This window comes from Kineococcus sp. R86509, assembly GCF_042466365.1.
Lineage (GTDB): Bacteria > Actinomycetota > Actinomycetes > Actinomycetales > Kineococcaceae > Kineococcus.
In genome coordinates, this window is the sequence record NZ_JAXHCE010000001.1 from 1 (window position 1) to 17,118 (window position 17,118).

General features: G+C 69.9%; 20 protein-coding genes, 3 pseudogenes and 1 riboswitch. Of the genes and pseudogenes, 9 read left to right on the plus strand and 14 right to left on the minus strand.

Annotation, left to right across the window (positions count from 1 at the left end; genetic code table 11):
* Positions 1-708: 708 nt before the first annotated feature.
* Both SJY07_RS00005 and SJY07_RS00010 read right to left on the minus strand, forming a co-directional pair.
* Entirely contained in the window at positions 709-1,125 is a 417-nt protein-coding gene (locus SJY07_RS00005) for a PIN domain-containing protein (RefSeq protein WP_328291153.1), read from the minus strand.
* Positions 1,122-1,514 (minus strand): type II toxin-antitoxin system prevent-host-death family antitoxin, encoded by a 393-nt coding sequence (locus tag SJY07_RS00010; protein ID WP_328291154.1) that lies wholly within the window; start codon positions 1,512-1,514, stop codon positions 1,122-1,124. Before SJY07_RS00010 ends, SJY07_RS00005 begins: the two co-directional genes overlap by 4 nt.
* A gap of 291 nt (positions 1,515-1,805) precedes the next feature.
* Here SJY07_RS00010 and SJY07_RS00015 point away from each other — a divergent pair.
* A pseudogene (locus SJY07_RS00015) lies at positions 1,806-2,123 on the plus strand (integrase core domain-containing protein); the annotation flags it as partial.
* 181 nt (positions 2,124-2,304) lie between these two features.
* Here SJY07_RS00015 and SJY07_RS00020 read toward each other — a convergent pair.
* The 7 genes and pseudogenes from SJY07_RS00020 to SJY07_RS00050 all read right to left on the minus strand — a co-directional run bounded on the left by SJY07_RS00020 (position 2,305) and on the right by SJY07_RS00050 (position 6,778).
* Positions 2,305-2,766 (minus strand): ribose-5-phosphate isomerase, encoded by a 462-nt coding sequence (locus SJY07_RS00020; RefSeq protein ID WP_328291155.1) that lies wholly within the window; start codon positions 2,764-2,766, stop codon positions 2,305-2,307.
* 84 nt (positions 2,767-2,850) lie between these two features.
* Positions 2,851-3,054: a hypothetical protein gene (locus SJY07_RS00025; RefSeq protein WP_380156074.1), complete on the minus strand. Its 204-nt coding sequence runs from the start codon at positions 3,052-3,054 to the stop codon at positions 2,851-2,853.
* A gap of 90 nt (positions 3,055-3,144) precedes the next feature.
* A complete protein-coding gene (locus SJY07_RS00030; RefSeq protein ID WP_380156076.1) occupies positions 3,145-3,276 on the minus strand; it encodes a hypothetical protein in 132 nt (43 codons plus the stop codon).
* Positions 3,277-3,329: 53 nt separating this feature from the next.
* Positions 3,330-4,892: a molybdopterin-dependent oxidoreductase gene (locus SJY07_RS00035; RefSeq protein ID WP_380156078.1), complete on the minus strand. Its 1,563-nt coding sequence runs from the start codon at positions 4,890-4,892 to the stop codon at positions 3,330-3,332.
* Positions 4,877-5,266, minus strand: coding sequence for a histidine phosphatase family protein (locus SJY07_RS00040; RefSeq protein ID WP_380156080.1), 390 nt, complete (start codon positions 5,264-5,266; stop codon positions 4,877-4,879). Before SJY07_RS00040 ends, SJY07_RS00035 begins: the two co-directional genes overlap by 16 nt.
* 69 nt (positions 5,267-5,335) lie before the next feature.
* A pseudogene (locus tag SJY07_RS00045) lies at positions 5,336-5,758 on the minus strand (integrase core domain-containing protein); the annotation flags it as partial.
* 177 nt (positions 5,759-5,935) lie between these two features.
* A complete protein-coding gene (locus tag SJY07_RS00050; protein ID WP_328291159.1) occupies positions 5,936-6,778 on the minus strand; it encodes a helix-turn-helix transcriptional regulator in 843 nt (280 codons plus the stop codon).
* A gap of 76 nt (positions 6,779-6,854) precedes the next feature.
* On the opposite strand from SJY07_RS00050, the gene ilvD reads away from it, so the two are divergent.
* Positions 6,855-8,714 carry a dihydroxy-acid dehydratase gene (gene ilvD, locus SJY07_RS00055; protein WP_328291160.1) on the plus strand — a complete coding sequence of 620 codons (1,860 nt, stop codon included), beginning with the start codon at positions 6,855-6,857 and terminating at the stop codon, positions 8,712-8,714.
* Positions 8,715-8,803: 89 nt separating this feature from the next.
* On the opposite strand, the gene eno is transcribed toward ilvD, so the two are convergent.
* Positions 8,804-10,177: a phosphopyruvate hydratase gene (eno, locus tag SJY07_RS00060; RefSeq protein WP_328291161.1), complete on the minus strand. Its 1,374-nt coding sequence runs from the start codon at positions 10,175-10,177 to the stop codon at positions 8,804-8,806.
* A gap of 75 nt (positions 10,178-10,252) precedes the next feature.
* Positions 10,253-11,035 carry a 2,3-bisphosphoglycerate-dependent phosphoglycerate mutase gene (locus SJY07_RS00065; protein WP_380156083.1) on the minus strand — a complete coding sequence of 261 codons (783 nt, stop codon included), beginning with the start codon at positions 11,033-11,035 and terminating at the stop codon, positions 10,253-10,255.
* Between the two features lie 24 nt (positions 11,036-11,059).
* Positions 11,060-11,136: riboswitch (Fluoride riboswitch) on the minus strand.
* A gap of 145 nt (positions 11,137-11,281) precedes the next feature.
* Here SJY07_RS00065 and SJY07_RS00070 point away from each other — a divergent pair.
* The 3 genes from SJY07_RS00070 to SJY07_RS00080 are packed head-to-tail and all read left to right on the plus strand — an operon-like array spanning position 11,282 to position 12,617.
* Entirely contained in the window at positions 11,282-11,749 is a 468-nt protein-coding gene (locus SJY07_RS00070; RefSeq protein WP_380156085.1) for a fluoride efflux transporter FluC, read from the plus strand.
* Positions 11,746-12,123 carry a CrcB family protein gene (locus tag SJY07_RS00075; protein ID WP_328291164.1) on the plus strand — a complete coding sequence of 126 codons (378 nt, stop codon included), beginning with the start codon at positions 11,746-11,748 and terminating at the stop codon, positions 12,121-12,123. Before SJY07_RS00070 ends, SJY07_RS00075 begins: the two co-directional genes overlap by 4 nt.
* Positions 12,120-12,617, plus strand: a complete 498-nt coding sequence (locus SJY07_RS00080) for a universal stress protein (RefSeq protein WP_328291165.1) — start codon at positions 12,120-12,122, stop codon at positions 12,615-12,617. The genes SJY07_RS00075 and SJY07_RS00080 overlap by 4 nt, the downstream gene beginning before the upstream one ends.
* Before the next feature lie 94 nt (positions 12,618-12,711).
* Here the strand turns inward: SJY07_RS00080 and SJY07_RS00085 are convergent, their stop codons facing one another.
* A complete protein-coding gene (locus SJY07_RS00085; protein WP_328291166.1) occupies positions 12,712-13,824 on the minus strand; it encodes a putative sulfate exporter family transporter in 1,113 nt (370 codons plus the stop codon).
* A gap of 92 nt (positions 13,825-13,916) precedes the next feature.
* Between SJY07_RS00085 and SJY07_RS00090 the strand changes: the two genes are divergently transcribed.
* Positions 13,917-14,879 (plus strand): LysR family transcriptional regulator, encoded by a 963-nt coding sequence (locus SJY07_RS00090; RefSeq protein ID WP_380156088.1) that lies wholly within the window; start codon positions 13,917-13,919, stop codon positions 14,877-14,879.
* A gap of 266 nt (positions 14,880-15,145) precedes the next feature.
* Here the strand turns inward: SJY07_RS00090 and SJY07_RS00095 are convergent, their stop codons facing one another.
* Both SJY07_RS00095 and SJY07_RS00100 read right to left on the minus strand, forming a co-directional pair.
* A complete protein-coding gene (locus tag SJY07_RS00095) occupies positions 15,146-15,358 on the minus strand; it encodes a hypothetical protein (RefSeq protein WP_328296200.1) in 213 nt (70 codons plus the stop codon).
* A 9-nt stretch (positions 15,359-15,367) separates the two neighbouring features.
* Positions 15,368-15,475, minus strand: a pseudogene (locus SJY07_RS00100) (hypothetical protein); the annotation flags it as partial.
* Between the two features lie 25 nt (positions 15,476-15,500).
* Here SJY07_RS00100 and SJY07_RS00105 point away from each other — a divergent pair.
* From SJY07_RS00105 to SJY07_RS00115, 3 genes are all read left to right on the plus strand, one after another.
* A complete protein-coding gene (locus tag SJY07_RS00105; protein ID WP_328296298.1) occupies positions 15,501-15,767 on the plus strand; it encodes a hypothetical protein in 267 nt (88 codons plus the stop codon).
* Positions 15,768-15,894: 127 nt separating this feature from the next.
* On the plus strand, positions 15,895-16,401 hold the full coding sequence (locus tag SJY07_RS00110) for a sigma-70 family RNA polymerase sigma factor (RefSeq protein ID WP_328291168.1): 507 nt from the start codon (positions 15,895-15,897) through the stop codon (positions 16,399-16,401).
* The gene (locus SJY07_RS00115) at positions 16,398-17,102 is read left to right on the plus strand and encodes a zf-HC2 domain-containing protein (RefSeq protein WP_328291169.1); all 705 of its coding nucleotides are present in this window, start codon (positions 16,398-16,400) and stop codon (positions 17,100-17,102) included. The genes SJY07_RS00110 and SJY07_RS00115 overlap by 4 nt, the downstream gene beginning before the upstream one ends.
* Positions 17,103-17,118: the final 16 nt, after the last annotated feature.

Consider the following 17,118-nt stretch of genomic DNA (forward strand, 5'->3'; position numbering starts at 1 on the left):
CTCAATTGCTAAGGTTAAAACGAGTCTCTTGGGACCCATAGAGGCTACCTGGGGGCAACGAGGCGGCGTGGCGCGCCGCCTCGTGCCCTCGCGCTGGCGCGCGAGCAGCGCACCGCAGGGCCGCTGGCGCGGCCTAAAAGTTAGGAAGTGGTTGCGGTGCAGCGGGTTTTGCTCCGCTGGCGCGGATCAAAACCCGCCAAGTACAAAAGTTTCAAGTTCCGCAGGGGGACTATCGTCGCGCTTCGCGCTCCCCACACACAAGTTGCCGACGAGGCCTGACGGCCCCGAGTCAGAACGGCTACCTCACCGACAACAGAAACCAAGAAACTACGCCCCGACAACCATGGAATGGGCGACTAGGGAACCTCTACCAAAGGTGAACAGCTGTTTCCGATCGTGACGACCAGGCAAACTACGGAGCATGCCCGTCTACACCGACTCCTACCCGCCTCACCTATGGAAAACCCATCGATGGCGTTGCTACGTCTGCGGAGTTGATAGTCAAGACATCGAAACGCAGGACGAGGCTGAGCAGGGTCGTCTCGCTCACGACCAGGAGCACCACCCCGAGTGAGTCACGGACAACCTCTACTGACAAAGGCTCAATGCGCCCGACGGAAACCGTCTCATCCCCAGAACGGACCTACTGGAGATCGATGAGGCCCAGGGTCTGGTACCCAACCAGTAACAGCTTGACCGCACCCCCAGTCAACGCAAAGCGGTGACCGCCACGACCCCCTCCACCGCCCGCGCCAACGCTTCATCGTCAGTCACCAAGACGAGACCGTGCACCAGCGCAGTCGCGGCGATCATCAAATCATTCATCCGCTTACGAGGATGCTGCCCCGCACCCAACGCCGCCTGGCTCACCTGCCCAAACGCCAACGCCACCGCCATGTCCACCGGGATCGGACGCCACTGACTGGTCGCGAACAACCGCTGATTCTCCCGCAACACCAGATCGCCACTCCCAGACCGGCGGGCGCTCTCCACCCCGAAGGTCAACTCCACGATCGTGACGATGCTCAACTGCGTACTCACCGTCGCTGGGACCCCAGCGAAGCTCTCCCCCGGCACCGCCTCCAACACGCTGATGACGGCATTGGTATCCAGCAGGTGAGTCATCGGCCAGCCCGACGCGACCGGCGGCGCGGCTCACCGCGCGACTCCCCGGGCGACTCCCCCGACGGCTTCTTACTTCTCGACTGCTCACTCGACGACCGCTCACTCGAGGGGAAGGGATCGCGAGCGTCGGTGTCCAGCGTCTCGTCCACCTCACGGCGCAACTCCATCGCCTTCCCCGGCCCCATGAAGTGCAGCGCCCCCACCACCTCACTCAACGGCACCGCATCCCGCGGACCACCGCCACCCAGCCGGGCGCTGAACGCACCCACCGGGGCGATCTCCGCCACCGGACGACCCCGGTTGGTCACCGTGAAGGACTCCCCCGCCTCCACCTCCCGCAGCACCCGCGCGTAGTCGTTGCGCAAATCCCGGGCATTGATGCTCTGCATGGCTACAAGCGTAGCCATCCAGTACACCACGCACCAGCCCGCGAGCGCCGGCAATGCCACCCACACCGGGAATCAAGACGCACCGACGTCCGGACATCAGTGTGAGGAGTTCTGCGTCAAGCCCGAGGTGGGTTGCCTCGCTCGTCGTTGGTGCCCTGCATAGCGTTACGGGGCTCGCGCCCAGCAGTGTGTGATCGGGTTGAAGCAACGACGGGCGGGGCTGCTCAAGATGTCCGACGAGGTCCAGGATCGGCCTCAATGACGAGAGGAGCTCAGCCCAGCGGTGTGGTGATCGTTCACTCCGACCGCGGGTCCCAATTTCGAGCACGAACCTTCCGGGCCGTCCTGGCCGCCGCCGGCCTGCAGGGCTCGATGGGTCGAGTGGCCTCCACTGGGGACAACGCGGCGATGGAGTCCTGGAACGCACTGCTGCAGAAGAACGTCCTGGACCGCCGCCAATGACGCACTCGCGCCGAACTACACCAGGAGATCGTCTACCGGATCGAACACACCTACAACCGCCGCCGTCGTCAACGCGCCCTCGGCAAGCTCACCCCAGTCGAGTACGAGCTCGCCTTCACCACCCAGGACGCCGCAATCGCGGCATGATCACCCACAACCGCCGTCAACCGAACCGACAGCAGTCCCCACACCGGGGACGGCTCGAGCGCCATGGCTCCCGAGAGCCAGCCTGTCCACCCAGGGCCCCGCCGGCCCCGCGCTGACCAATGGCCAAGGCCGCTCGCGCCGCGGGCCGCATCGCGGGGTTGGCAGGCGCTGAGGGCCGCCGTCAGCGGACGGTCACGTGCGCGGCCTCCCAGTCGGCCATGATCTGCAGCCGGCGCACGTGGCGGGGGTCCTCGCTGAAGGGCTCGGACAGGAAGACGTCGACGAGGCTGGTCGCCTCGTCCAGCGTGTGCATCCGGGCACCGATTCCCATCACCTGGGCGTCGTTGTGGGCGCGAGCGAGGCGGGCCGTCTCCACGCTCCAGACCAGTGCCGCCCGGATCCCAGGAACGCGGTGGGCGGCCATCTGCTCGCCGTTGCCCGAGCCGCCGAGCACGATCCCCCGGCTCCCGGGGTCGACCAGGACGGCCTGCGCGGCGGGGATGATGTGCACCGGGTAGTCGTCCTCGGGCTGGTAGGACGGTGGACCGTGGTCGACGACCTCGTTGCCGCCTTCGCGCAGGTGGACAACGAGGTGCTCCTTCAGGTCAAAGGCCGCGTGGTCGCTGGCGATGTGGATGCGCACACGTCAGTCTCCCACCGCTTCGCGGCAGTCCACCGGCCCAGAGCTCTCACCGGCGCCCCGCGGGCAGGAACTGCACCCCGTCCCTCACGCGTAGAGCAGCGCGGCGTGCGCCAGCGCGACGTCCACCCGCTCCAGGGCCCGCGAGCGGGCCTGGGGATCGCGCTGAGGGGGGTGAGGGTTCGGCACGGCGAGGGCGGACAGCGCCAGGCAGGGCGTGGTGGGCGTGGTGGGCGTGGTGGGCGTGGTGGGCGTGGTGGGCGTGGTGGGCGTGGAGGCGAGCCCGTGCACGCTCAGCGCCGTGCTCCCGAAGGCGACGAGCAGCCGCAGTGCGGCAGGCCAGGCGCTCCAGCACCTCGCGCAGGCAGGTGGCGGCCTCGGTCAGCTCAGCGGCCCGCGGCGCGCCCGCTGCTCCCGCTGCTCCCGCTGCTCCCGCTGCTCCCGGCGGACCAAGGCGTTGAGGGGCGCGACGTGCGGCTCGTTGAGCCGCTGCCGCCGCGCGGTCCAGTCCACGGCCGCTGCTGGTACCCGCGCAGCCGCTGTCGACGCCACCGGCACGACGGGCCTCAGCCGACCCGCAGGCGGGCGTGGGCCCAGGAGTTGTTGACGTACCCCTTCGGGTTCCATAGGTCGGCGGCGCGCTCGGGCTGCAGGGCGCCGGTGGAGTCCCACGCGCGCGCCACCACCTCGACCTCACCCGCGTCCAGGTCGACGGAGAGCCGCCAGTGCTGCCACGTCCACGGCCCGCCACCGGCATCGAGGTCCGCCTCGCGCCAGGTGGCGCCGGCGTCGACGGAGACGTCCACGCGGACCACCCGGCGGTCCTCACCGGCATAGGCATACCCGGTGACCGTCGTCGGGCCCACCTCAACCCGCGCCCCCTCGGCCGGGAAGAGGACCTCGCAGTTGAGGGCGACCGGGCCCAGCTGGGGCCCGTCAGCGTCCGTGGCGGTGGCGGGGTCGGCGCCCGGAGGCAGCAGCCGGTAGGCGGTGGCTTGGAAGTGGCCCGGCGACGGTTCCACCGCGGCGGTGACGCGCGTGAGCCACTTGACGCTGCGGGCACCGATCCACCCGGGCACGACCACGCGCAGAGGCGCCCCGTGCAGCGGGGTGAGCGGCTCGCCGTTCATCCCCCAGGCCAGCAGCACCTCAGTGCTGGTGGCCTTGGCGACCGGGACCGAGACCGAGTAGGGCTGCGGGGGGGAGGGGATGTCGGAGACGTCGGGGGCCTCGAAGCACACGTGCGCGGCGTCGTCGGACAGCCCGGCAGCGGCCAGGACGTCGGCCAGGCGCACCCCCGTCCACGTGGCCGTGGAGGTGGCACCGCCGCGCCAGGGCGCCTCCCCGGGGATGTCGCGCTCGGCGATCAGGCCGGAACGGCGGTTGCCGGCGCACTGCAGCGTCGCGGGCAGGGTGTGCTCGGCGAACCGCTCGCGCAGGTCGCCCAGGGACAGCTCCAGCGACCGCTGCACCAGTCCGTCGACGACCAGCCGCCACGTCCGGGGGTCCAGGTCGGGGACGGGGCCGTGGTTGCGGCTGTAGAAGGTCGCGACGTCGGTGAGCGGCGCGCCGGCCAGGGCGCCCAGCGGCGGCTCGGCGTTGTAGGGCTCCTGCTGGTGCACGAGCATGTCCGCCCGCTTGTCCTGCGTCGTCATCGGCGAGGTCCTCCTGGTGGTGCGGGCTCGGGCGGGGTCTCCCCTCGACACGAGGGTGTCACCGCGGGCGCCCGGCGGCGCGCGGGAGCGCTGCGGGGTCCCGGCGGCGCGCGGGAGCGCTGCGGGGTCGCGGCGGCTGACGGGCGGCGGGGCGTTCCACAGGGCGATCGTCGCCAGGTCGTGCTCGTTGCTGAGGACGCAGAGGTGACCGACCTGCACGGGGAAGGCCGACCCCTGCTGCAGCGGCAGGGCGAGCCAGTACGCGGCCAGCACCCGCAGCACGTGCGCGTGGGCGACGACGAGGACGGGCCCGCGCCCCAGTGCCTCGCGGACCCGGTCGCGGACCGGGTCGCGGACCCGGTCGCGGACCCGGTCGCGGACCCGGTCGCGGACCCGGTCGCGGACCCGGTCCAGGAAGCGGTCGACCCGCACCCCGACGCCGGCGGCGTCCCCCGGCGTCACCCCGGCAGGCACGCCGTGGCGCCACAGGACCCACGGGGGTCAGCCGGTGGCAGCGCGCTCGGCCTGGATGTCGACCGTGCGCCGGCCCTCGTAGGCCCCGTAGTCCCCGTAGTCCCCGTAGTCCCACTCGACCAGGTCATCGCTGACCTGGCATCACGGACGCCGGCGAGCTGCGCGGTGCGTCGAGCTCGCAGGCGCGGGCTCGACCAGGCGGCCGCGAAATCCCATCGGGCCAGCACGGGCGCCAGCGACCGCGCCTGGGCCTCCCCCTGCGGAGTGAGGGGGATGTCGGTGGTGCCGGTGTACTGGCCGCTCAAGTTCCACGCGGTCTGCCCGTGGCGCAGGAGCACTAGGTCGTGACCAACGGCGGCCGTCAGCGCGCTCACGGCAGTGGAGCCGGGTCGGGCGGAAGCTGTCAAGCCCGGTGAGACACGGACTATCTACGCACTTTGAATCTAGGCCTCTCGGCTGGGTTGGTTGATCCAGGCCGATGTCGGCAACGCCGGCGGGTGGGGCCGGCGGGATCCAAACCGTTCGGGGTGGGCGGCGTAGGCGCCGTCCAGGGTGACCTGGCGGGCCGCTCGGACCTGACCTGCGGTGCCGTGATGCACCGAGGCCGGGGTGTGCAGCCCGATCCCGCAGTGGCGGTGGACGTAGTTGTAGTGGTTGAAGAACACCGCGCAGAACTTCCGCGCGTCGTGCAGAGTGGCGAAGCGGGCTGGGAAGGCCGGGGCGTACTTCAACGCTTTGAACTGCGCCTCGCTGTACGGATTGTCGTCCGACACCCGCGGACGGGAGTGGGAACGGGTGACGAGGTCAACCAGCAGTTGAGCCACCGGTTTCGACGTCATCGAGGTGCCCCGGTCGGCGTGGACGACGTCTGTCTAGCAATGGATCGTAAGCCTCTGAAGTCCATGACCAGCACATAGAAGAAACACTACGTGGGCGGGGAACAAGGCCGGTTTCTGCCTCGACCAATCAGTGGCCGAGGGGGCCGCCAAGGGTCGCGGTAGTCACGGGTGAAGTCGGTCGTCTTCTACGTCCACCAAAGGAGCTCAGTCTTGAGAGGGTCGTCTTAGGTCTGACCATCGCTGCGGGGTACGCCCGTCCTTGACGGGTGTGTAGATCACGATGTGGAGGTCCGGCTGGTCACTTGGCGTCAACTGGTGATGCTCAAGGAGCAGGTCACCGGTGCTGGGGTGGTGGAACAACCGCTCGCGTGAGCTGAAGCCTTGGATGTCGTGGTCGCTCCACCCCGCCGCGAAGGCAGGGCTGGTGTCGCGCAGCCGCTGAATGAGCGCGGCGATACCCGGCTCACCGAGTCGGGGACCGGCCTCGGCGCGGAACTCCGCCAGGAAACGCCGGCTGTCCTGCTGCCAATTGGGTAACAGTCGGCGCACGTAGGGATCGGTGAACACCAGCCACAGGAGGTTGCGGTCCTCAGGGGTGACGGTCTCGACGCCGGGGTAGAGCGTGGCGTAGGCGTCGTTCCAGCCCACGATCTGCCAGTCGTGGGCGATGGCGAAGCTGGGCAAGCCGACCTGGGCGTCCAAGAGCCGCTGCACGTGGGCGGGGACAGTTCGCGGCGTGTGCTCTTCTTCAGGCAAGGGAGCGGCGTAGCCGGCGAGGGAGAGCACGTAGGCGTGCTCCGTACCCGACAGATGCAGGGTGCGTGCCAGGGCATCGAGAACCTGCCGCGAGGGGTGGGTGTCTCGGCCTTGCTCCAGCCAGGTGTACCAGGTCACGGAGACACCGGAGAGCGCAGCGACCTCCTCCCGGCGCAGCCCGGCGCTACGCCGGCGTGCCCCCTCGGGCAGGCCGAGGTCTGAGGCGCTGAGCTGGCCGCGGCGGCTGCGCAGGAGATCCCCCAGCTCGCGTCGACGGCTCTCGCTGCTCACCACAGCAGGATAGTGGTGTCACTACTAGTAGCAGCGGCGTCTTCCTCCTGGCTGCACGAGGCGGCACAGTGCGGCCATGCCCCCTCTGAGATCCAGGACCGTCACCCACGGACGGAACATGGCCGGTGCTCGTGCGCTGCTGCGCGCGGCCGGCGTCGCCCGTGAGGACTTCGGCAAGCCGATCATCGCGGTGGCCAACAGCTTCACCGAGTTCGTCCCCGGCCACACCCACCTGCAGCCGGTGGGGCGCATCGTCTCCGAGGCGATCCACGCCGCAGGCGGTATCGCGCGGGAGTTCAACACCATCGCCGTCGACGACGGCATCGCCATGGGCCACGACGGGATGCTGTACTCCCTGCCCTCGCGCGACCTCATCGCCGACTCGGTGGAGTACATGGTCGAGGCACACTGCGCGGATGCGCTGATCTGCATCAGCAACTGCGACAAGATCACCCCCGGGATGCTGATGGCCGCGCTGCGGTTGAACATCCCCACCGTCTTCGTCTCCGGTGGCCCCATGGAGGGCGGCACAGCCGTCCTGGTCGATGGCACCGTCCGCACCCGCCTCAACCTGGTCTCCGCGATCGCCGACGCGGTCGCCACGGACGTCTCCGACGCCGACATCGCGCGTATCGAGGAGGCGGCCTGCCCCACCTGCGGCTCCTGCTCGGGGATGTTCACCGCGAACTCGATGAACTGCCTCACCGAGGCCCTCGGCCTGGCGCTGCCCGGCAACGGGTCGGTGCTGGCCACCCACACCGCCCGCAAGGCGCTTTACCAGGACGCCGGCCGCACCGTCGTCGACATCACCCGGCGCTACTACGAGCAAGACGACGAGACCGTCCTGCCGCGCACCATCGCCTCGCGCGCCGCCTTCGACAACGCCATGTCGCTGGACATCGCCATGGGCGGGTCGACCAACACGATCCTGCACCTGCTGGCCGCGGCCCAGGAGGCGGGCCTGGACTACACGCTGCACGACATCGAGCAGCGCTCACGTCAGGTCCCCTGCCTGACCAAGGTCGCCCCCAACGGGGTCTACCTGATGGAGGACGTCCACCGCGCCGGCGGGATCCCCGCGATCCTCGGCGAGCTGGACCGCGGCGGCCTCATCGACCACCAGGTCCACACCGTGCACTCGGCCTCGGTGGCGGACTGGCTGAAGAACTGGGACGTGCGCAGCGGATCGCCCTCACCGGAGGCGGTGGAGATGTTCCACGCCGCCCCCGGCTGTGTCCGCTCGGCCACGGCGTTCTCGCAGTCGCAGCGATGGGAATCCCTCGACGTCGACGCCGCGGCTGGCTGCATCCGCGACGTCACCCACGCCCACTCCGCCGACGGCGGGCTGGCGGTGCTGCGCGGCAATCTGTCCCCAGACGGGGCCGTGGTGAAGACCGCGGGCGTGGACGAGTCCGTGTGGACCTTCTCCGGTCCGGCCGTCGTGGTGGAGTCCCAGGAGGACGCCGTCGAGGCGATCCTGTCCGGGCGCATCAGCCCCGGCGACGTCGTGGTCATCCGCTATGAGGGCCCACGAGGTGGGCCGGGTATGCAGGAGATGCTCTACCCGACCTCCTACCTCAAAGGCCGCGGCCTGGGAAAGACCTGCGCATTGATCACCGATGGGCGCTTCTCCGGAGGTACCTCGGGACTCTCGATCGGCCACGTCTCACCCGAGGCGGCTTCCGGCGGCACCATCGCCCTCGTCGAGGACGGCGACACCGTCGTCATCGACATCCCCACCCGCCGTCTGCACCTGGACGTGCCCGAAGAGACTCTCCAGCAGCGACGGGCTGCGCTGGAGGCCAGCGGCGGCTACCGCCCCCGCCACGTGCGCCCCCGGAAGGTGTCCAGTGCCCTGCGGGCCTACGCAGCCCTCGCCCTCTCAGCCGACAAGGGGGCCGTGCGCGACGTTGCCCGGCTCGACCAGCTGCGCTGATGCCCGAGCACTCCCACCTCACTCGAGCACTTCTTCCTCCTTCAGGTACTCCCACCTCGACCGAGAACTCCTACCTCGACCGAGAACTCCTACCTCGAGGATGAAGGATCGACGGGAAGCCCGTAGGCCCACTGCGGGTAGTCGGCGCTGAGCTCGCTCAGTCGGTTGTACTTGGCGAGGCGCTCCCCACGAGCGGGGGCGCCCGCCTTGATCTGCCCCGTGGCGCCGCCCACGGCGAGGTCGGCGACGAACGTGTCCAGGGTCTCTCCCGAACGGTGGGAGACCATTGTGGTGAAACCGACGTCACGGGCGGCGGCCAAGGCATCCAAGGTGCGTGAGACGGTGCCGATCTGGTTCGGCTTGATGAGGGCGGACGTCGCCAAGTTCTCACGTGCGGCGGCTCGGATGCGGCCGGGATCGGTGACCAGCAGGTCATCGCCGACGATCTGGATCCGCTCCCCCAGCCGCCGGGTCATCTCTTGCCAACCGTCGAGGTCATCCTCTGCGCAACCGTCCTCGATGCTGCGGATCGGGTAGCGATCCAGCAGTTCCTCGTAGAGGTCGATGAGCCCGCTGGCGTTCACGCGTTTGTCCGAGGTCAGGTGGTAGGAACCGTCGCGATGGAAGCTGTTGGCGGCCGGATCCAACGCGATAGCCACCTGATCACGCTCTGCGGTGTAGCCGGCGGCCTCGATCGCTTCGACCAGCAGGTCGAGGACTTCTTCGGGGCAGGTCAGACGCGGAGCGAACCCACCCTCATCACCCAGGCCGGTGTCGTGCCCAGCTTGCTGCAACAAGACCTTCAAGCGGTGATGGATCTCGGCGCCGCACTGCAACGCCGAGACGGTGTCCGGTGCACCGACCGGGGCGATCATGAACTCCTGGAAAGCGAGACCGTTGGCGGCGTGAGCGCCGCCGTTGATGACGTTGAAGTGAGGAACCGGCATACGGGGAACTTGCCCGCTCTGCCTGGCGATCCACTGCGCCACAGTGAGACCAGCGGCCGCGGCAAACGCACGAGCGGTGGCCATCGACACCGCGATGACGGTGTTGGCGCCCAGTCGCGACAGGTTCGGTGTCCCGTCGAGGGCGTGCAGCGCGTCGTCGACCTCGCGTTGATCGCTCCAGTCGCGACCAGAGCACAGCAGGTCGGCGACGGGACCTGTAGCCGCAGTCAGAGCAAGATTCACCCCTCGCCCATCGAAACCTCCGACTCGTTGCCACGGATCAGACTCCCGTCCGCTGGGTGGCGGCCCGTCTGTACCTGAGCCGTCCCGTAGTTCCACCACTTCGTGTGCACCGGTTGAGGCACCGGAGGGGGTACTGGCGATCATGCTCGACCCGTCGGGCAGATGCAGGCGGACCTCCAGGGTCGGGTAACCCCGGGAGTCCAGAATCTGACGGGCATCCAGACGGTCGAACTTCACGATGGGCTCCAGGGTCTCGGGCAAGGTCTCGGGCAAGGTGTCAGGCAAGGTCTCTGGCAAGGTGTCAGGCAAGGTCTCGGTGTCGTGCAGGTCGCGAGCAGGTGAGGACGCTCAGGTGCCCCCCTCCTCCGCCACGGCCCGGGCAGCAACTGCAGCAGCCTTCGGGTCCAGGTAGCGCCCGCTGCCCGGCACCACCCCGCGCCCGCCGACGTCATAGACCAGCGGCTGGCCCGTTGGGACATTGAGTTCGATGACCTGTTCCTCAGAAAGGTGGTCCAGACGCATGAGGAGCGCACGCAATGAGTTTCCGTGAGCCACGGTCAGCACCCGCATCCGCAGGGCGAGGGCGGGGTAGAGAGCCTCGTCGAGCCAGCAATCGATACGGGCAAGCACGTCGGTCAAGGACTCACTGATCTCCGAGGCTGCGGCGGGCGGGCCTTGACCGGGCGCACCGTCCCAGTCGACTGCAGGACCAGTGCGTTGCAGCTCGCTGGGAGTAGGTGGGCGCACCGAAAGTGACCTCCGCCAGATGTGGGCCAGGTCCGCACCGAACTCCGCTCGAACCCGACTCTTGCGCATCCCCGTGAGGACGCCGTACCCACGTTCGATCAGCTCCGCGTCAACATGGATCTCAGGTCGAGCACCGGTGGGATACAGCACGTCGAGCACGAGGTCAGCGGTGCGGGTGGCTCGCTGCAGAGGAGAAGAGAAGACGATGCCCGGCCGCCACCCACTGTGGTGCAGCAACTCCGCGGCTACAGCCGCTTGACGGACCCCATCGGGAGAAAGTGAGACATCCCAGTGCCCGGTGAAGCGACCGGCAGCGTTGGCTGAACTCTCACCGTGACGCAGCAGGACCAATCCCGCCACGCCATCCGCAGCATACTCGCGCACAACAGACCTGCCCCTCTGACTCGATCAGGGACAGGAACCATCAGCCGACTCGGCGGTTCGAGCGGTTGTACGCTCAGGCGGGATCCATCACCACGCCAGAGATTACTCTCGTTCGGGGTCGGCCACCACTCCCGCTACCAGCCCTGTTGCTGCCGCCCCCGCCTTCATGCCGGAAGGTTCCACCTCGTGTCTGCCAACACCCAGCCTGCGGGCGGCGCTCCTGCACCACGCGCTAGGCCTCGTCCCGTGCATCTGTCGGCCCCGATGATCGCCATCGTGGCCGGCGGGGCACTGCTGGGGACCGCCGCGCGCTACGGTCTCGCGCTGCACTGGCCCGTGCGCACCGCAGCCTGGCCGTGGGCGACGTTCACCGTGAACCTGATCGGCGCTTTCGCCTTGGGCTTCCTGCTGGAGGCGTTGGCGCGCCGGGGTGAGGACGCCGGCCGTCGACGGCTCGTGCGACTCGGGGTCGGTACCGGCTTCCTGGGGGCGTTCACCACCTACAGTTCGCTGGCCGTCGAGACCGACATGCTGGTGCACGCTGCCCGACCCGCCCTGGCTGTGGCCTACTCCCTCGCCAGTGTCGCCGCGGGGCTGATCGTCGCACTGGCCGGGATAGCGCTGGCCGCAGGTCACCACCGGTGGCGTTTGAGCCGCTTGCCGCAGGACCCGGACGCGGTCGACACCAGCCCCGCAGCAGGAGGGAAGCGATGACCATCTGGGTCTTCGCGGCCGCGTGCCTGGCCGGCTCGCTGGGAGCGGTGAGCCGCTTCGTCGTCGACGGGGAGATCCGCCGACGCCGGCCGTCGTCGTTCCCGTGGGCGACGCTCGTCATCAACGTCACCGGCTCGCTGCTGCTGGGGATCGTCACCGGTGTCGTCGTGGCGCACGGGGAGCCGACGGTGTGGAAGACGGTCGTCGGTACGGGATTCTGCGGTGGCTACACCACCTTCAGCACAGCCATGGTCGAGACGTTGCGGTTGGCACAGGGCAAGGCCACCATCGCGAGCATGACGTACGCCCTGGGCACCCTGGTGGCCGCGACGGCCGCAGGCGGCACGGGTCTAGGCCTCGGGTGGTGGCTGTGAGCCCGCCGAGACGCCCGGTCGTCGTCGGTTTCACCCCCACGGCTTCCCCGCGGATCCTCCTAGAAGCTGCCAGCCTGGCCCGGGCTTACGACGTGCCGTTGATCGTGGTCTTCAGCGACCCTTCCCGCTTCGTCGAAGGGCGCCGCGCGGATGGGAGTCCCATCGTCGTGCCCGTCGATTCCGACACCAGCGAGATCATCGACGACGCTCCCGCACCGCAGGTCGCCGAGGTCGGGGCACGGGTCGAAGGCATCATGACCGACAGTGGTGTCGAGGACGTGGCCATCGAAGTGCGAGGGCTCCTGGGAGAACCCGCGACGACCCTGGCTCAGCTGGCCCTCGAGGTCGATGCGCGGTTCGTCGTGGTCGGGGCTCGGGCCCACGGTTGGCGGGCTTCGCTGCACGAGCTGGTAGAGGGCTCGGTGGCAGTGCACCTGAGTTCGCGCCAGCCCGCGACGGTGGTCGTGGTCCCGGCCGCGCCCGACACGCCATGATCGCCCGACACGCCATGATCAAGGATCAAGGCAGCAGCGACGGGGCGGGCCGGTCCAGCGGGCCCCAGGCAGCCGGGCTAGCGCCGGACCTGGTTCAGCGGTCGAGGAGGGTCACCCCGGCGTAGGCGACAGCGGCGACGAGGATCCAGGAGGCCAGCCCGAGGAGCAGGGCGCGCCCACCCGTGCGGCGCAGCGCCGGCAGGTGGATGCCGGTGCCGAGCCCGACCAGGGCGGCGACGAGCAGGACCTGCTGGACGACCTTGACGTCGGCCAGGGCCGCCGCCGGCAGCACACCGGTGCTGCTCACGACGATGGCGGCCAGGAAGCCCGCGACGAAGAGCGGCAGGACGGGCGGCCGCCGCGCCTGGGCGCCGGGTGCGCCCTCGCGTGAGGGCTGCTCAGCAGCGGCGCGGCGCAGGCGCCGGGTCCGTACGAGCGCCACGCCGGTGACCAGGGGGGCGAGCAGGACCACGCGGCTGAGCTTGACCACCACCGCTGCGGTGAGGGCTCCGGGGACGCGGCTGGCCGTGGCGACGGTCTGTCCCACGTCGTGCACGCTGGCGCCGACCCAGCTGCCGAACGCGGTCGGGTCCAGGTGCAGCGGCCCCCGCAGCACCGGCAGGAGGAAGATCGCGAGGCTGCCGCAGAGCGTGACCAGCGCGATGGCGACACTGGTGTCCTCCTCGTCTCCGTCGGCGACGGGTTCCATCGCCGCGACCGCCGAGGCCCCGCAGATGGAGAAGCCGGTGGCGATCAGCAGCGACCGGGCCCGCCCCACGCCCAGCGCACGCCCGAGCAGCTGGGTTCCGGTGAAGGTGACCGCGACCGTGACCACGACGACGGCCAACCCGCCCAGGCCCAGGGAGGCCAGCTGCGCCAGGGACAGCTGCAGACCGAGCAGGACGACGGCGATGCGCAACAGGCGCTTGGACGCGATCCGCGTGCCCGGGCGCAGAACGGGGCGGTGCAAGCCGCAGTTGACCAGCAGCACACCGAGCACGACCCCGGCCGTGGTGGCGTTGACGGCAGGCACGAGCCAGGCGATGCCGTAGGCCGCGGCGGTGGCCGCAGCCACGACGAGCAGCCCGGGCCACGGGGACGCACGCTCGGGGCGCGGGGCGGGACCCGTCGAGGCCGATGGAGAAGACGGCGTCGCGGCGGTGCGGGGTGTGCCGGTCGAGGGGATCGAGACGTTCTCTTCGCTCACGCCACCACTGTGGGCCGGTACCGCCGCGACCGGTAGCGGTGTCCTGATGATGTAGTCATCGAAGGTCTCGATGACTGCCGTAGCGTGGGGGGGTGGACGTCGACCTGCGTCGGGTACCGGACCTGGATTCTCTGCAGCTGCTGGTGCGGGTGGCCGAGCTGGGCAGCCTCAGCCGTGCCGGGCGTGCGCACGGCATCGGTCAGCCCGCCGCCAGTGCCCGTGTGCTCGGCATGGAGCGCCGGATGGGGACCGCCCTGGTGCAGCGCTCGGCCCGCGGCTCGATCCTGACCCCGGCCGGGGCGCTGGTCGTCGGCTGGGCCCGCGATGTCCTCGCGGCCGCCGCCGGACTGGGGGCGGGCATCGCGTCCCTGAACGCCGAGAGCGCCAGCCGGCTGCGGGTCGCGGCGAGCATGACGGTCGCCGAGCACCTGCTGCCGAGCTGGTTGGTGCGCCTGGCCGCGGCCAGCCCGGGTACCGCCGTCAGCTTGCAGGCGATGAACTCCACCGAGGTCGCCGCCGCGGTCCTGGCGGGCGACGCCGACATCGGATTCGTCGAGGGCCCGGACGTCCCTGCCGGGCTGGAGACCAGGAGCATCGGCAGCGACCGCCTGGTCGTCGTCGTCGCTCCCGGCCACCCGTGGACCCGGCGCCGGCGGGGCATCGACGCCGCCGAGCTGGCCGGAACCCGTCTGGTGGCCCGCGAGGCGACGTCGGGCACCCGCGCCGCGGCCGAGGCGGCGCTGCGGGCCGCCCTGCGGAGCAAGCAGCCCGGCGGCGGGTGGCACGAGATGGCACCGGCCCGGCCGGTGCTGGAACTCTCGACCACCACCGCGGTGCGCGCAGCCGTCGCCGAGGGCGCCGGCCCGGCGGTGCTCAGCCACCTCGCCGTCGAACAGGACGTCGCCGCGGGACGTCTGGTGCTCGTGCAGGTCGAGGGGGTGGATCTGCGGCGCACGCTGCGCGCGGTGTGGCCGAGTGGCCAGCGCCCCCGGGGCCCCGCCCAGGACCTGCTCGCCATCGTCAACACGACCCCCCGGCGGGCACGAGCTCGGTGACCGCATTCTGATCTGCGGCCACCGGGCTACCCGCCGAAGGCGCAGTCACCGCCGGTGGTGCGAGGCCCTTGATGTCCCGGGGCGCTGACCTCACCGACCTCCTGCACCGCATCCGCGGAAAGCCGATCACGAAGAGGTCGCCGACTCGCGGTCGTCGAAGACGTCACGGGCACCTGGAGAACTCACGAGATCGACTGTGCGGTGATCAGCCCGATCGGTTCATCCCACTGGCGACCGCTCACCGGGCCCTTCCCGCACCGCCGAGCTCAGCTGGCCGTGATCTTCTCCCCGGTCGGCGAGAGGACCCACCACTTGCCCATGACGCCCTGACCCATGACGTCACCAGGAGCAGTGTCCTTGGCGAAGGTGTAGACAGGCAGACCATCCACGGTCACCTGAGGCTCACCACTGACCCCGGTGATGCTCGCGAGGTCGGCGTCCACACCATCACCGGTAGGGGTCGCAGCAGTCGCGACCACCGCCGGCCACGTCGTGGCGCACTGGTCCGTGCAGGCGCTGGCGGTCGCGCCCATGGCGTCCTTGTCGAAGACGTACACCGTCTTTCCCTGGCCATCGACGAGCACCTCACCCAGAGAGGTCTGCGCGACCGCGAGGTCAGCCGTGGACGTCCCTGCCGGACTGCTCGAGGAAGAGGAAGCAGAGGGGGTATCAGATGAGGACGCCGCAGAAGAGGACGCCGCGGAGGAGCTGGGCGCTGCTGCGGTCGTATCGGAGGAGCCACATCCGGCGAGGGCGAGGAGGGAGGCGGCGCTGACGGCGGGGAGGATGTACCGGATCTTCATGGGTCCTGCTTCCTGGGTCGGCCGGGATCCATCCGCACCGGTGCGCGGTGGACCCAACGCTCTCTACGACGGACCGCCTCCGTGAAGGGTTCACCTGGCGACCCGCGGCGCCGGTCGCTTCGGCGGGCAGCCCGTCTTGCGGCCAGGCAGATCCGGTGCGAGTCCGCTGAACGCTTCGGGTCACCGCACCGTCGTTAGGGCAGGAGGTGTTGATGACCAGCGAGCACGCCGACCGCCTCGCGTTGTTGCACGACAACCACGCACCGGCGCTTGAGCGCTTCGCGCTGCGCTTGTGCGGGGACCCGGTGACGGCGCAGGACATCACCCAGGAGGCTCTCCTGCGTGCCTGGCGCTCTCCCGCGATCTTGGACGTGGACGACGAAGCGGCCCGGCGGTGGTTGTTCACCGTCGTCAGGCACCTCGCCATCGACGAACACCGTCGCGCCCGGTACAGGCGTGAGCTGATGACGGCGGATCCGCCGGACACCGCGGTCGACGACGCGACGGACGTGCTCCTGCAGCGCTGGCTGGTCACCGACGCGCTGTCGTCGCTGTCCTTGGAGCACCGTCGGGCAGTGGTGAGCTGCTACTACCTCCGGCGCACCGTCGTTGAGATCGCGGCCAGTGAGGGGGTTCCTGCGGGCACCATCAAGTCCCGGCTGCACTACGGCCTCAAGGCCCTCAAATTGGCCCTGCAAGAGCGAGGAGCAGTCCGGTGAGCGATGCGCCGCGGGAGATGCACGAGTGGGACGCCGCCTACGTGCTGGGAGGACTGACCAGCCGGGAGCGAGCCACCTACGAGCGCCACCTCGAGAGCTGCGCAGCCTGTACCGCATCGGTCGCCGAGCTCGCCGGCGTGCCCGGCCTCCTGGCATCGGTACCGATCGACGAAGCGGTCGAGCTCTTGGACGAGGCCCCCCACGAGACCGCGCCACGGCAGGTAGCCGTCAGGAGACCGTTGCTGGGACGGCACTGGGCCAGCATCCGACGTCCACGACGCGTGCTGGTGGCGTTGGGTACCGCCGCCGTGGTCGTCGTCGGTGCAGGCGGATACGCGATCGGCGCTGCAGGCGATCCTGCAGCCCCCGCGCCATCTGCCGCGCTGTCTGCCAGCTCGGCGAAAGCGATGACGCCCACGCAGGGGTCCGCGATCAGCGCCGAACTGGCCGTCAGCGCCAAGAGCTGGGGAACACGGTTCGACTGGACCTTTCGAGATGACAGGGGCACCGCATCGTCACGGGTGTACGACCTCGTGGCCATCGCCAACGACGGCACCCGCACCGTCGTCGCGACGTGGAGCGCCGTGGACGGCACCGCAGGCGGTCTTGTGGCCGCGTCCAGCCTGCCGACGGAGTCCCTCGTCGCGGTCGAGATCGTCGTCGCCGCGAGGTCGACCGTCGTGGCCACCGTCGATGTCTAGCCTCGATCTTTCGCGG

Excerpts from the sequence above, each read along its gene's own strand:
- SJY07_RS00005 (WP_328291153.1), bottom strand. The coding sequence starts at position 1,125 with ATGACTCACCTGCTGGATACCAATGCCGTCATCAGCGTGTTGGAGGCG.
- SJY07_RS00010 (WP_328291154.1), bottom strand. The coding sequence starts at position 1,514 with ATGCAGAGCATCAATGCCCGGGATTTGCGCAACGACTACGCGCGGGTG.
- ilvD (WP_328291160.1), top strand. The coding sequence starts at position 6,855 with ATGCCCCCTCTGAGATCCAGGACCGTCACCCACGGACGGAACATGGCC.
- SJY07_RS00075 (WP_328291164.1), top strand. The coding sequence starts at position 11,746 with ATGACCATCTGGGTCTTCGCGGCCGCGTGCCTGGCCGGCTCGCTGGGA.
- SJY07_RS00110 (WP_328291168.1), top strand. The coding sequence starts at position 15,895 with ATGACCAGCGAGCACGCCGACCGCCTCGCGTTGTTGCACGACAACCAC.